Source organism: Bradyrhizobium sp. BR 1433 (assembly GCF_051547665.1).
GTDB classification, from domain to species: domain Bacteria; phylum Pseudomonadota; class Alphaproteobacteria; order Rhizobiales; family Xanthobacteraceae; genus Bradyrhizobium; species Bradyrhizobium australafricanum.
This window is the reverse complement of the sequence record NZ_JBPUGG010000001.1, coordinates 4,585,929-4,598,156: the sequence shown is the minus strand read 5'-3', so window position 1 is coordinate 4,598,156 and position 12,228 is coordinate 4,585,929. Positions and strand designations below refer to the sequence as shown.

The window sequence follows — 12,228 nt, the reverse complement described above, 5'->3', positions numbered from 1 at the left end:
ATTAGGGCGAGGGCGGCGCGGCCCGCAAGCAAGCGTATTGCCGTCCAGCGAATAGCTCCTATGCTGTCTCTGGGAGAGGATGAGGATAAGCGGTGATCGGGTAGTTGTTCTGTCGTGACCGTTCATCTGCCGGCAAAGATCGAGGTCCCATGAAGAAGGAAGAAGTAGAAGCTATCTTCGAGCGGGGCGATTTGGGGCCGATCGAAGACTATCTTGAGGCCGTCGCGACCGAGAAACAATTGCCTGCGGCCGCAGTCGGAATGTGCCTGATCAGAATGGAAGAAGCGGCCCCCGCGCTGCGCGCCATCGTCGCCCGGGCAGGGAACGGCGAGGAACTGTCCGACGATGAGGCCAGGCTGCTGTTCCGAGGTGTCTACATCCTCGGTGGAGCTCGTGACACGGATGTTTGCCGCGACCTGCTGCGACTGCTGCGCAGACCCGAAAGCGAACTTGATGACCTGTTGGGTGACTGCCTGACCGAAAGCATGGCGCGCATTGTCGCGGGTGTCTTTGACGGGGATGTCGACGCCTTGTTGAGTCTGGTCGTGGATCAGTCCGTCGATCAATTTGCGCGCGAGCAGGTTCTCGGCGCGGCCACCTTCCTCACATGGAATGGGATGATCGGGCGGGAGCGCATGCAGCGCCTGCTCAAAGCATTCCACGAGCAAAACCTGGCGGATGACGAGAACCATGCCTGGTACGCGTGGCAGCAGGCAATTGCCCTCCTGGGGCTGCGCGAGCTGGCGCCCTTGGCGTATCGCGCTTTCGATGACGGGCGTATACCCGATTGGATGACAGGACGCCGCGAGTTCGACGAGATGCTCGTCGATGCCGAGCAGCGACCCGAGGAAATCGCACGATTCGAGGAAGTTGGCCTCGGCTATATCAAGGATGCGGTCCAGGAAATGGAAGGGACCGACTACGGCTACAACGAGACCTTCGACGATCTGGATGCCCCCTTTGGGGACGATCTCGATACATTGTGGAGCCACACCGAACCCGTGAGGAATCCCTTGCGCCATGTCGGGCGCAACGACCCATGCCCGTGCGGCAGCGGCAAGAAATACAAGAAATGCTGTCTCGCTGACCAGCGTTGAGCTGCGGCTCCCTCGGTCTCAGCGCCGGCCAAAGCGACTGTCGTCGCTTCGGCGTCGAGAGGACCGGTCACGCTCCTGTCGTCTTCACGATGCGGATCAGCTCGTCGCCGTAATGCTCGAGCTTCTTGTCGCCGATCCCCGCGATGTTGCGCAGCTCGCTGAGCGTGTCCGGCCGCATCGCGGCGATGCCGTCGATGGTGGAATCGTGCAGCACGACATAGGCCGGCACGCCGCGCTGGCGCGCGACGTCCGAGCGCCAGGCGCGCAACGCCGCATGCAACGCGGGATTTGCGACGCCACCCGGGCTGTCGGCCGCGGGCACAAGCTCGCCGCGGCGCGACTTGCCGCGGACCGCGCGGTTGCGCGCGCCCTCCGGCTGCTCACGCAGCATCACCGCGGTCTCGCCCTTCAGCACGCCGCGGGCGCTGTCGGTCAGCACAAGCGCGCCGAAGGCGTCGCTGTCGGCGCGCAGATGGCCCATCGCCACCAGCTGGCGCAGCACCGCGCGCCATTGCTTCTCGTTGAGCTCGCGGCCGATACCGAACACCGACAGCTGGTCGTGGTTGAATTGCTTGACCCGTTCGGTCAGCCGCCCGACCAGCACGTCGATCAGGTGCATGGCGCCGAAACGCTGCCCGGTACGGTAGACGCAGGACAGCAGCTTTTGTGCAAGCACCTTGCCGTCGCGGACGCGCGGCGGCGTCAGGCAGTTGTCGCAATTGCCGCAGCTTTCCTCCGCGCGGGTCTCGCCGAAATAGCCGAGCAAGCGCTGCCGGCGGCAATGCACCGTTTCAGCCAGCGCAACCAGCGCGTCGAGCTTGCCGACCGAGACGCGCTTGAAGGCGTCGGAGCCGGTCGATTCATCGATCATGCGGCGCTGCTGCACGATGTCGGACAGGCCGTAGGCCATCCATGCCGCCGACGGCTTGCCGTCGCGGCCGGCACGCCCGGTCTCCTGGTAGTAGGCCTCGATGCTCTTCGGCAGATCGAGATGCGCGACGAAGCGTACGTCGGGCTTGTCGATCCCCATGCCGAAGGCGATCGTGGCGACGATCACGAGCCCGTCCTCGTTCAGGAAGCGGTCCTGGTGCCGGGCGCGCACGCCGGCATCGAGCCCGGCATGATAGGGCAACGCCGGAATGCCGGCCTCGCTGAGCGCCGCCGCCACATCCTCGACCTTGGCGCGGGACAGGCAATAGACCACGCCGGCGTCGCCGGCATGCCGCTCCTTGATGAAGTTCTTCAGCTGCGTGGTCGCATTCTGCTTGTCGACGATCTCGTAGCGGATATTGGGCCGGTCGAAGCTCGCGACGAATTGCGGTGCGTCGGTAAGCTGCAGCCGCTCGGCGATCTCCCTTCGCGTCAGCGCGTCCGCAGTCGCGGTCAGCGCGATGCGCGGCACTTTGGGGAAGCGCTCGGCAAGTGCGGACAGGCCGATATATTCCGGGCGGAAATCATGGCCCCATTGCGAGACGCAATGCGCCTCGTCGATCGCAAACAGCGCGATCTGCGCCTGGCCGAGCAGATTGAGGCAGCGCGGCGTGAGCAGCCGCTCCGGCGCCACATAGAGCAGGTCGAGATCGCCGGCGAGCAGCCGCCGCTCGACCTCGGAGGCTTCCTCATAGGACAGCGTCGAGTTCAGCACCGCGGCGTTGACGCCTGCTTCAGTGAGGCCCGCGACCTGGTCGCGCATCAGCGCGATCAAAGGTGATACCACGATGCCGCAGCCGTCGCGCAGCAGCGACGGCAATTGGTAGCACAGCGACTTGCCGCCGCCGGTCGGCATCAGCACCAGGCAATTGCCGCCATCGGTGACGTGACGGATGATGTTTTCCTGCGCGCCGCGGAAGCCCGACAGGCCGAACACGGAACTGAGCACGGACAGCGCATCGCGAGACGGGGCGGAGGCGCGATCGAGGGCGGGCTGGGCGGTCATGATCCCTTGCGCGATCCCTTTGGGATTTTCCAGGATTCCTTGAGGTCAACAGGCGGTGATCGAGGTCTTCTGGCCGAACGATACCGGAATGAAAGGTGTTAATACACGTCCCAACAACAAACTCAATTCAGCATGACTGGTCAGCTGCGGATCATCACAGGCATTGCCGCGATCGTGCTGGTCGCGGGCGCGGCGGCAGCCTTTGCCGTCGCCTGGCGGCCGCAGATTGCCGCGATTGCGCCGCCGCGGGCCGATACCTTCGACCCTGATGTGGTCAAACGCGGCCGCGAACTCGCCGCGATCGGCAATTGCAACACCTGCCACACCGTGCAGGGCGGCGCGACTTATGCCGGCGGGCTCCCGGTTCCAACGCCGTTCGGCATCGTCTTCTCATCCAACATCACGCCGGATGCCGAAACCGGCATCGGGCGCTGGCCGGAGGAGGCGTTCGTCCGCGCGATGCGCTCCGGCGTCGCCCGCGATGGCCAGCATCTCTACCCGACCTTTCCCCATGACCATTTCACCAACGTCTCGGATGCGGACGACCGGGCACTCTATGCGTTCCTGATGACGCGACAGCCGGTCCACGCGTCGCCGCCGGCGAATCAGCTTTCGTTTCCGTTGAACTATCGACCGCTGATTGCAGGGTGGAAGCTGCTGTATCTGCGCAGCGGCGACGCCCCTCAGGACTCGGCGAAGGGCGCGGAATGGAACCGCGGCGCCTATCTGGTGGAGGGGCTCGCGCATTGCGGCGCCTGCCACACGCCGCGCAACGCGCTCGGCGCCGAGCGTGTCAATGCGCAGTTCGCGGGCGGCGAGGTCGACAATTGGCACGCCTACGCGCTGAACGACACCTCGCACGCCCCGGTGCGCTGGACCGCCGACGCGCTCTACGCCTATTTGCGCCACGGCTGGCAGGCCGATCATGGCACCGCGCGCGGGCCGATGGCTGAAGTGGTCGACAATCTGGCGACGGTGCCTGACAGCGACGTGCGGGCCATCGCCGTGTACATGGCCAATATTTCGGGCGCGCCGGCGCCGGATCGCAATCAGCCGGCCGACGTCATCGCGCAATCGTCTTCCGATGATGCGGCACAGACCCATTCGGCCGGCGCGGCGATCTATGCCGCGGCGTGCGTCTCCTGCCATGAGGGCAACCGCGCGCTGCCCTATGGCGGCGTCAATCTCGCGCTCAGCACGGCGATCGCAAGCCCCGACCCGCGCAACCTCCTCAATATCGTGCTGTCGGGCGTTGGCGCCGTCGAAGGCGAGCGCAGCCCGATCATGCCGGGCTTCGCCGCCAGCATCGATGATGCGCAGATGGTCGCGCTCACGGCCTATCTGCGCGAGCGGTTCGGCAAGCGGCCGGCGTGGGCCAATCTCGACAAGGCGGTGCGCGATGCGCGGGCGGTGCAGGCCACGTCGCTTGCGGCGCGCGACACGCCAGCGGAATCCAGACAGCGAGGCAAGCCATGATGACATTGAAGGTCAATGGCAGGGATCATCAGGTCGATGCGGAGCCGGATACGCCGTTGCTCTATGTGCTGCGCAATGATCTGGCGCTCAATGCCGCCAAGTTCGGCTGCGGGCTCGGGCAATGTGGCTCCTGCACGGTGATCGTCGACGGCAAGGCGGTGCTGTCCTGCGTCACGCCGCTGGTCCTGGTCGAGGGCAAGCAGGTGACGACGCTCGAAGGGCTCGGCACCGTGGCCGCGCCGGCGCCGATCCAGTGCGCCTTCATGGAGGAGCAGGCGGCGCAGTGTGGCTACTGCATCGCCGGGATGATGATGCGCGCGCAGGCGCTGCTGATGCGCAACCCGAAGCCATCGGATGCGCAGATCCGCGCCGAGCTGGAGCCCAATCTCTGCCGCTGCGGCACCCATATGCGCATCCTGCGCGCGGTGCACCGCGCCGCCAGGTTGATGGATACGGCCGACGCCGCAAGCGACAGGAGCGTCCGATGACCGTACCGGTGGTTCTCGATCGCCGCAGTGTGCTGGCCGGCGGCGGCGCGCTGATCGTCAGCTTCTCGCTGCGCCATGCGGTGGCGCAGGAGCAGAAGGCTGCGCAGGGCCCGGCGTTGCCGGGCAGCCTGGCCAAAACGCCCAATCTGGATTCCTGGATCCGTATCGATGCCAATGGCCAGGTCACGGCCTTCACGGGCAAGGCCGAACTCGGCCAGGGATTCCGCACCGCGTTCCAGCAGATTGCGGCCGAGCAGCTCGATATTCCCTTCGATGCGCTGAAGGTGATCACCGCCGACACCAAGCTCACGGCGAATGAGGGTTACACATCGGGCAGTCATTCGATGCAGGACAGCGGCACGGCGATCCTGCATGCCGCGGCGCAGGCGCGCATGTTGCTGGTGGCCGAGGCGGCAAAGCGTTTCGGCTTGCCGCCCGACGGCTTGCGAACCGAGAATGCGGCCGTCGTCGCTCCCGATGGCCGGCGTCTGGGCTATGGCGAGCTTGTCGCCGCGGACATGTTGCACGTCCAGGCGCAACCGACATCGAGCCTGAAGGATCCGGCGAGCTTCAAGGTGATGGGCCAGCCGGTGCCGCGCGTCGATATTCCGGCCAAAGTCACGGGCGCCGCCGCCTATGTGCAGGACATGCGGCTTCCCGGCATGGTGCATGCGCGCGTGGTGCGCCCGCCGAGCTACGGCGCGCAGCTCGTGGAATGCGACACGGCCGCGATCGAGAAGATGCCCGGCGTGATTCAAATCGTGCGCGAGGGCAACTTCCTGGCCGTGGTGGCGGACAAGGAATTTTCGGCGGTCAAGGCCATGCACACGCTGACGGTCGCGGCGAAGTGGCGAGAGAATGCGAAGCTGCCCAACCAGCATGATCTGGTAAACGTGCTGACTGCGCTGCCGTCGCAGGACTTTGCAATCTTCCAACGGAATGATCCCACGGTGAGCGGCGCGCGGTCGCTCGAAGCCACCTACACGCGGCCTTACCAGTCGCACGGCTCGATCGGGCCGTCTTGCGCGGTCGCGCAATTCGTCGATGGCGCGATGACGGTATGGACGCACACGCAGGGCGTCTATCCCGACCGGCAGGCGATCGCCGAGATGCTCGGCATGACGCCCGCCAGCGTCCGCCTGATCCATGTCGAAGGCTCCGGCTGTTATGGCCACAATGGCGCCGACGATGCCGCGGCCGACGCCGCGCTGATCGCCCGGGCGCTGCCAGGGCGCCCAATTCGGGTGCAGTGGATGCGCGAGCAGGAGCACGGCTGGGAGCCCTATGGTCCGGCGATGGTGACGAAATTGAGCGCGTCGCTCACGGCCGACGGCAAGATCGCCGACTGGAATTTCGCGGTGTGGAGCAACACTCATTCGATGCGGCCGGGCGGCGCCGGCGCGCTGCTTGCGGCCCAGCACATGGCGCGATCATTCGCGGTGCCCGCACCAAAGCCGTTGCCGTTGCCGGAAGGTGGCGGCGATCGCAACGCGATCCCGATCTACAATTTTCCGAACGCGCATGTGATGCATCATTTCATCCCCGCGATGCCGCTGCGGATCTCCGCGATGCGCGCGCTCGGCGCCTATCACAACGTGTTCTCGACCGAGAGCTTCATGGATGAACTGGCCGATCTCGCCGGCGCCGATCCGGTCGAGTTTCGCCTCAGGCATCTCGACGATCAGCGGGGCCGCGCGGTGGTCGAGAAGGCCGCGGAGGAGTTCGGCTGGACGCGCGGACAGCAGCCGCTGCGAAATCACGGCTACGGCTTTGCGTTCGCGCGCTACAAGAATCTCGCCGCCTATTGCGCCATCGCATCCGAGGTCGAGGTCGATCGCGAAACCGGGCGGGCCCGGCTGGTGCGCGCGGTCGCCGTCGTCGATGCCGGCCAGGTCGTCAATCCGGACGGCATCACCAACCAGATCGAGGGCGCGATCGTGCAGTCGACGAGCTGGACGCTCCATGAAAGCGTCACCTTCGACGAGACAAGGATCACCAGCATCGACTGGCAGACCTACCCGATCCTGCGCTTCAATGCGGTGCCCGACAGCATCGCCGTCCACATCATCAACCGCCCCGGCCAGCCGTTCCTCGGCAGCGGCGAGACCGGGCAGGGCCCGGCCGCCGCATCGCTTGCCAATGCCATCGCGCACGCAACCGGCAAGCGGCTGCGCGACCTGCCGCTCAGCCGCAAGCGGATCAAGGACGCGATCGATACGTAGCGCGTGGCGAGATTAGGTCGAATGCGACGGCGCTACGCTCCCTCTCCCCGTGCTTACGGGGAGAGGGGTGGGGTGAGGGGCTCTCTCCGCGTGTACGGTGATAGCTGCCTTTGCGGAGACTCCCCCTCACCCCGGAACGCATCTGGCGATGCGTTCCGACCTCTCCCCGCACGCGGGGCGAGGTGAAGCGGAGTGCGCTGTCCGATCTAAGGTAAATTCAATTCTGGCCTTCAGGCCGTCGGGGCGGGTGGCGCCGGGGACGGCGTCATCGGCTCGATCTTGTAGGTCTTCGGCATATTGATCGGCCTGTAGGCCGGATCCCTCTCCATGCGCTCCAGCACCGAGGCATGGATGGTCGCGCCGTCCGCAATCGGCCGCGGCTCGCCGCGCGGCAGATAGAAGCCGAGGAAGGATTTCCGCTCCGGCCATTCCTTCCATTTGTCGCTCTTCGGAATCCATTCCAGGATTTCCCAGGCGGCGGTCAGCGAATTGTGCAGCGGGGCGGTTGCGCTCGGCGGCACATATTCGTGCTTGTGCGGCGGCAACGGCATCCCCCAGGCGAGATGATCGATCAGCGCCTGATCCATGTGCAGCCCGGCCGCCTTGGCCTGCTCGAGCATCCAGATCAGCGGAAACTTTGACGGTCCGCTCTGGTCTTCCGGATAGCCGCCGCCGACGTCGGAGTGCACGCCGGCAAACCAGACCTGGCTGATGTTCTGCTCCACCTCCGTCGCCGGATCGAACGGATCCGAGCGGAATTTCTGCGGCTCGATCCAGCGATTGAGTCGGAACATGCGCCTGCGCTCGTCGATCGAGATCGCCTGGCGGAAGTGTTTGACGCTGGAATTGGTGCGGGTGAACAGCAGCGTCTGCAAGTCGAACAGGAAATTGTCCTGTCGCGGCACGATGATCGAGGCCACGGTGTCCCAGACCCCGACGAACTCGATGTCGATGTTGCGGCCGCCGGCAATCTGGCTGAAGTGCCAAGCCTCCTTCAACGGAGCATAGTCGAACGTGCCGTCGGATTTCTGGGCGTCGGAGCTGGCTTTCTTGTAGGTGCCGAAGGCGTAGCTCGCGAGGTCGAGCTGATCGACGGGCAGCAGGCCCATCACATGGACGAAGGCTGCGAGCACGCGCACCGTGTAGGCACCGCGGCTGAAGCCGAACATCCAGACCCGGTCACCTGGCTCCCACGTTCGGCACAGGAACAGGTAGGCGCCGAGTGTGTCCTGGTCGAGACCGGCGCCGAAGGCCAGCCCGAACAGGCCGCGCATCTGCTGCTTGAAGCGGCCCCAGGCGCTTTGCAGGCCGATGGTGCCGAGGCCGGGATGATAATAGATCCGCTGCCGGTCATTCTTGTCGGCGACGCGGAACAGCTTCAGCACGTTGGAAATATTGTCACCGATCTCGTTGCCGGTGCCGTCGCAGCAAATCACAATATCCTTCGGCATCCGTTGCCCTCGCGGCCGCCGTGAAAATTCGCGGCCTCTATGTACGGCAGAACGCGGAGAAAATTCAATCTCCAATTGAAGACGGTTCTATGGCGGCGGCGTGACCGCCGGTGGTGCCGGGTAGCCGAAGCGCGATGCGCGTCGACGCTGCCTGCCTTTGGCTCGAATTGAATCTGGCCGCGGCCGGGCAAAGCTGCGCCAGGGACGGCGTCGCTTCAGCTCGCGGATGCCCGGCCATGACGGAGTGTCCGTGAGAGACCCAATTCAGTTCGCGATGCTTTGGGCCGGCCGCCAATGGCGCTCCCAGAATTCAATTGCAACGCTTTGGAAAAGATGGAAATCTGCTCGTCGATCATTGCCATATGCGTCGGCATTTTCTCCCTTTCAGGGACTTCGCGGTGCACGCGATCATCTTTCCTGCTGCCTGCCGCAGCTTCCTCAGCGACAACAGGAACGGGTCGGCATGAGCCCTCAAGCTCTCGTGACGGTCATTCTCTCAGGACTTGTGGTGGTGGCGTTCGGACTGTTCTGGTGGGTCGGCAGCTATTCCGATCGCGTGTTCGCAAACAGGTTCCGAACCCGCTTTCCGGAGAAGACGCTCAGCTACACCGGCGACCAGCTTGGCGAGCTGGTGCAGTCCGATCTGCGGATGAAGTATGTCTTTCCGATCCTGTTTCCGCTCGATCTCATCGTCATGCTGGCGCTGGCGGGCGCGATGGGGGCGGCGTCATCGCACTGGCTCAGCCGGATCTACCCCTCCGCGGCGTGGCTCGGCCTGGTCGTGCCAGCGGTGTACCTGCTCAGCGATCTGATCGAGGATTGTCTCCTGGCGTGGCTGCTGCTGCACGGCGACCCGCATGCGGCGGCGCGGTCGGTCTCGATCCTGAAGGCGATCACGACGATCAAGCTGGTCGGCATCTTCGCCTCGATCGCGCTGACCTTGGCTGCGTTCGTCGGGTGGCTGTTCCACGGCGAGTCGCTTGTCATCTAAAGCGCGGCCGGCGGCCTATTGATACGTCGCGACAATATCCGATACGGCGCGCTCGAGCTGCTGCGCGGTCGCGCATTGCCGTACCACGCTGCAGAAGGTTGCGTAGCGCGGCATCTCGGAATCGCCAAAACCCCAGACCATGCGGCCTTCGGGGTTGAGCCAGACCAGCCGCTTGGAGCGTTCGCCGATGCGGCGCAAGATGTCGGCGCGCGGATCGAGATTGTTGCTGCGGGCGTCGCCGAGCACGATCACCGTGGTCTGCGGCGTGATCGCGCTCATCCAGTTGTCCTCGAAATCGGCCAAGGAATTGCCGTAGTCGGACGAACCGAAGCCGACCTTGGACATGATCTCCTTCATCGCCTCTTCCGGCGATTTCGATTCCAGGATGTCGCTGACCTCGATCAAATGGCCCGAGAAGGCGAACGAGCGGACATCGTCCACCACCTCGTGCAGGCTGTGGATCAGGAGCAGGAAGAAGTCCGAGACGCGGGCGACCGAGCCCGAGACGTCGCACAGCGCGACGATCTTCGGCCGGTCGCGATGCTTGCGCTTCCAGGCGGTGAGGAAGGGGACGCCGCCCCAGGCCGCGTTGCGGCGCAGCGTGCGGCGGACATCGAGATGACCGCGGCGCTGGCGCTTGCGCGGCTTGGAGTAGCGCTCGCGCAGCCGGCGCGCGATCTGCCGGATCAGCGTGCGCATCTGCTCGACCTGCCGCGGTTCGATCCGTGCCAGCGGCGCGTTGCGCAGGATCTCGTTGCGCAGATTCTCCGCTTCCTCGCGGCCGTACAGCAGCAGGGCCTGCGAGACCGCATCGCGAACGGTGCCGCGCAGGCCGTTGAGCGCCTCCTGCAGCCGTTCGGCGAGCGCGGGATTGCGCGTGGTCTGCTCATCGATGTCGTCGCGCAGGCGCTGGATCCCCATCGCGTCGAGGATCCGGGTCTGGAAGATGCCGCGCTGGGTGAAGTAGCGGATATCCGGCAGCGAAGCGGCGCCGGAGGCGCTGGCGATCGCGCTTGATATCGCGGAGCGGTCCTGCGACAGCAGCATCTGCGCCAGCGGCCCGACATTCTCGCTGGCGGCGCCGCCCGACGCATCGCCATGCTCGTCGGCCGACGGGTTGGCGCCCGATTGGCCGCTATCGTCGGTCTTGCTCTGCTCGGCGTTCTCCTGCTGCGGCTCGGGCTGGCTGAAGAACAGGTCGAAGCATTCGCCGAGCGCGCGCTTCTCGTCCTGGGTCTTGGCCAGCGTCAGCAGGAAGGTGTCGCGGAGGATGTCGCGATCGGCAAAGCCGACCTGGGCGACCGCCCGCATTGCATCGATGCTTTCGGCGGGCGAGACCCGGACCCCGGCTCCCCGCGCCGCACGAAAGAAGCGATGCAGGTTCTCGCGCATCTTGGTTTAGCTGAACACGCCCTGGCGCGACGCCTTGGCGATGAAGGACGAAATCTGCGGCGTCGCGGCCTCGATGTCGGCCTCGTATTTCAGGAGCACGTTGAGCGTGTCCTTGACGATCTCGGTATCGAGCTCGCTGGCCTGCAGCAATACCAGCACGCGCGCCCAGTCGATCGCCTCGCTGACCGAGGGCAGCTTCTTCAGGTCCAGCGAGCGGATCTCGTGGATGAAGCCGACCATTTGCTTGCGCAGCGTCTGCGAGATGCCGGGCACCCGGCTCTCGACGATACGCTCCTCCAGCTTCTGCTCGGGAAAGCCGATGTGCAGATGCAGGCAGCGCCGCTTCAAGGCGTCACCAAGATCGCGCTCGCTGTTCGAGGTCAGGATCACGGTCGGCGGCGCCACCGCGGAGACGGTGCCGAGCTCGGGGATCGTGACCTGGAAGTCCGAGAGGATTTCCAGCAGCAGCGATTCGAATTCGGCATCCGACTTGTCGATCTCGTCGATCAGGAGCACGCAGCCGGCCGGCTGCTCCAGCGCCTGCAACAGCGGCCGCGGCTCGACGAATTCCTTGGAGAAGAACACATCGCCGAAGGTGTGTAGCTGGTCGAGCGCAGCCGCCAGCGACTGCGCGCCGCCGAGCACCTCGCCGAGCTTGTCCTTCAGGATCTGGGTGTAGAGCAGCTGCTTGGCATATTTCCACTCATACAGCGCCTTGGCCTCGTCGAGGCCCTCATAGCATTGCAGGCGGATCATTTTCATGCCGCGCCATGCGGCGATCGCCTTCGCCAGCTCGGTCTTGCCGACGCCGGCAGGGCCCTCGACCAGGATCGGCTTCTCGATCTGCTGCGACAGATAGACCGCGGTCGCGATCTGCCGGCTCGCAATATAGCCTTGCGCGGCGAGGCCGCTTTCCACGGCCTCGATCGAGGCGGTGGGCCTGGTGTCAGCCACGAGGATCAGCTCCGAATTTGCCTTGAACTCGGATCTGTTCTGCGCCCGTTGCGGACAAAGCACAAGGCTCGTTTGGCCCGCAAAGGCATGGGGTTAGCGCATGGTTCCGGGGTATTTCCGCCAAGCGCAATACGGGCTACGCTTGTTAGCGTGTAGGTCGAACCTCCCCTTGAAAAGGGGAGGTCGCTTTGCTCGCCAGAGCAAAGCGGGTGGGGATCTAC

General features: G+C 65.2%; 9 protein-coding genes. 5 read left to right on the top strand and 4 right to left on the bottom strand.

The window, feature by feature from the left end; all coding sequences use genetic code 11:
* Window positions 1–149: 149 nt before the first annotated feature.
* Window positions 150–1,097, top strand: a complete 948-nt coding sequence (locus ACSKB9_RS22290) for a DUF1186 domain-containing protein (RefSeq protein WP_438075770.1) — start codon at window positions 150–152, stop codon at window positions 1,095–1,097.
* 67 nt (window positions 1,098–1,164) lie between these two features.
* On the opposite strand, the gene recQ is transcribed toward ACSKB9_RS22290, so the two are convergent.
* Window positions 1,165–3,033, bottom strand: a complete 1,869-nt coding sequence (recQ, locus tag ACSKB9_RS22285) for a DNA helicase RecQ (protein ID WP_438075768.1) — start codon at window positions 3,031–3,033, stop codon at window positions 1,165–1,167.
* Window positions 3,034–3,165: 132 nt separating this feature from the next.
* Between recQ and ACSKB9_RS22280 the strand changes: the two genes are divergently transcribed.
* The 3 genes from ACSKB9_RS22280 to ACSKB9_RS22270 are packed head-to-tail and all read left to right on the top strand — an operon-like array spanning window position 3,166 to window position 7,219.
* The gene (locus tag ACSKB9_RS22280; RefSeq protein ID WP_438075766.1) at window positions 3,166–4,509 is read left to right on the top strand and encodes a cytochrome c; all 1,344 of its coding nucleotides are present in this window, start codon (window positions 3,166–3,168) and stop codon (window positions 4,507–4,509) included.
* Window positions 4,506–4,997 (top strand): (2Fe-2S)-binding protein, encoded by a 492-nt coding sequence (locus ACSKB9_RS22275; RefSeq protein ID WP_438075764.1) that lies wholly within the window; start codon window positions 4,506–4,508, stop codon window positions 4,995–4,997. Before ACSKB9_RS22280 ends, ACSKB9_RS22275 begins: the two co-directional genes overlap by 4 nt.
* Entirely contained in the window at window positions 4,994–7,219 is a 2,226-nt protein-coding gene (locus ACSKB9_RS22270; RefSeq protein WP_438075762.1) for a molybdopterin cofactor-binding domain-containing protein, read from the top strand. Before ACSKB9_RS22275 ends, ACSKB9_RS22270 begins: the two co-directional genes overlap by 4 nt.
* Window positions 7,220–7,449: 230 nt before the next feature.
* Here ACSKB9_RS22270 and ACSKB9_RS22265 read toward each other — a convergent pair whose 3' ends face one another.
* A complete protein-coding gene (locus tag ACSKB9_RS22265; protein ID WP_438075760.1) occupies window positions 7,450–8,670 on the bottom strand; it encodes a DUF2235 domain-containing protein in 1,221 nt (406 codons plus the stop codon).
* Window positions 8,671–9,133: 463 nt separating this feature from the next.
* Between ACSKB9_RS22265 and ACSKB9_RS22260 the strand changes: the two genes are divergently transcribed.
* On the top strand, window positions 9,134–9,661 hold the full coding sequence (locus ACSKB9_RS22260; protein WP_438075758.1) for a hypothetical protein: 528 nt from the start codon (window positions 9,134–9,136) through the stop codon (window positions 9,659–9,661).
* A 15-nt stretch (window positions 9,662–9,676) separates the two neighbouring features.
* On the opposite strand, the gene ACSKB9_RS22255 is transcribed toward ACSKB9_RS22260, so the two are convergent.
* Together ACSKB9_RS22255 and ACSKB9_RS22250 are read right to left on the bottom strand one after the other, a co-directional pair.
* Complete coding sequence (locus ACSKB9_RS22255; RefSeq protein WP_438075756.1) at window positions 9,677–11,053, bottom strand: vWA domain-containing protein; 1,377 nt, start codon at window positions 11,051–11,053, stop codon at window positions 9,677–9,679.
* 6 nt (window positions 11,054–11,059) lie between these two features.
* Window positions 11,060–12,007: an AAA family ATPase gene (locus ACSKB9_RS22250; protein ID WP_194457917.1), complete on the bottom strand. Its 948-nt coding sequence runs from the start codon at window positions 12,005–12,007 to the stop codon at window positions 11,060–11,062.
* Window positions 12,008–12,228 lie beyond the last annotated feature (221 nt).

Excerpts from the sequence above, each read along its gene's own strand:
- ACSKB9_RS22290 (WP_438075770.1), top strand. The coding sequence starts at position 150 with ATGAAGAAGGAAGAAGTAGAAGCTATCTTCGAGCGGGGCGATTTGGGG.
- recQ (WP_438075768.1), bottom strand. The coding sequence starts at position 3,033 with ATGACCGCCCAGCCCGCCCTCGATCGCGCCTCCGCCCCGTCTCGCGAT.
- ACSKB9_RS22280 (WP_438075766.1), top strand. The coding sequence starts at position 3,166 with ATGACTGGTCAGCTGCGGATCATCACAGGCATTGCCGCGATCGTGCTG.
- ACSKB9_RS22275 (WP_438075764.1), top strand. The coding sequence starts at position 4,506 with ATGATGACATTGAAGGTCAATGGCAGGGATCATCAGGTCGATGCGGAG.
- ACSKB9_RS22270 (WP_438075762.1), top strand. The coding sequence starts at position 4,994 with ATGACCGTACCGGTGGTTCTCGATCGCCGCAGTGTGCTGGCCGGCGGC.
- ACSKB9_RS22265 (WP_438075760.1), bottom strand. The coding sequence starts at position 8,670 with ATGCCGAAGGATATTGTGATTTGCTGCGACGGCACCGGCAACGAGATC.
- ACSKB9_RS22260 (WP_438075758.1), top strand. The coding sequence starts at position 9,134 with ATGAGCCCTCAAGCTCTCGTGACGGTCATTCTCTCAGGACTTGTGGTG.
- ACSKB9_RS22255 (WP_438075756.1), bottom strand. The coding sequence starts at position 11,053 with ATGCGCGAGAACCTGCATCGCTTCTTTCGTGCGGCGCGGGGAGCCGGG.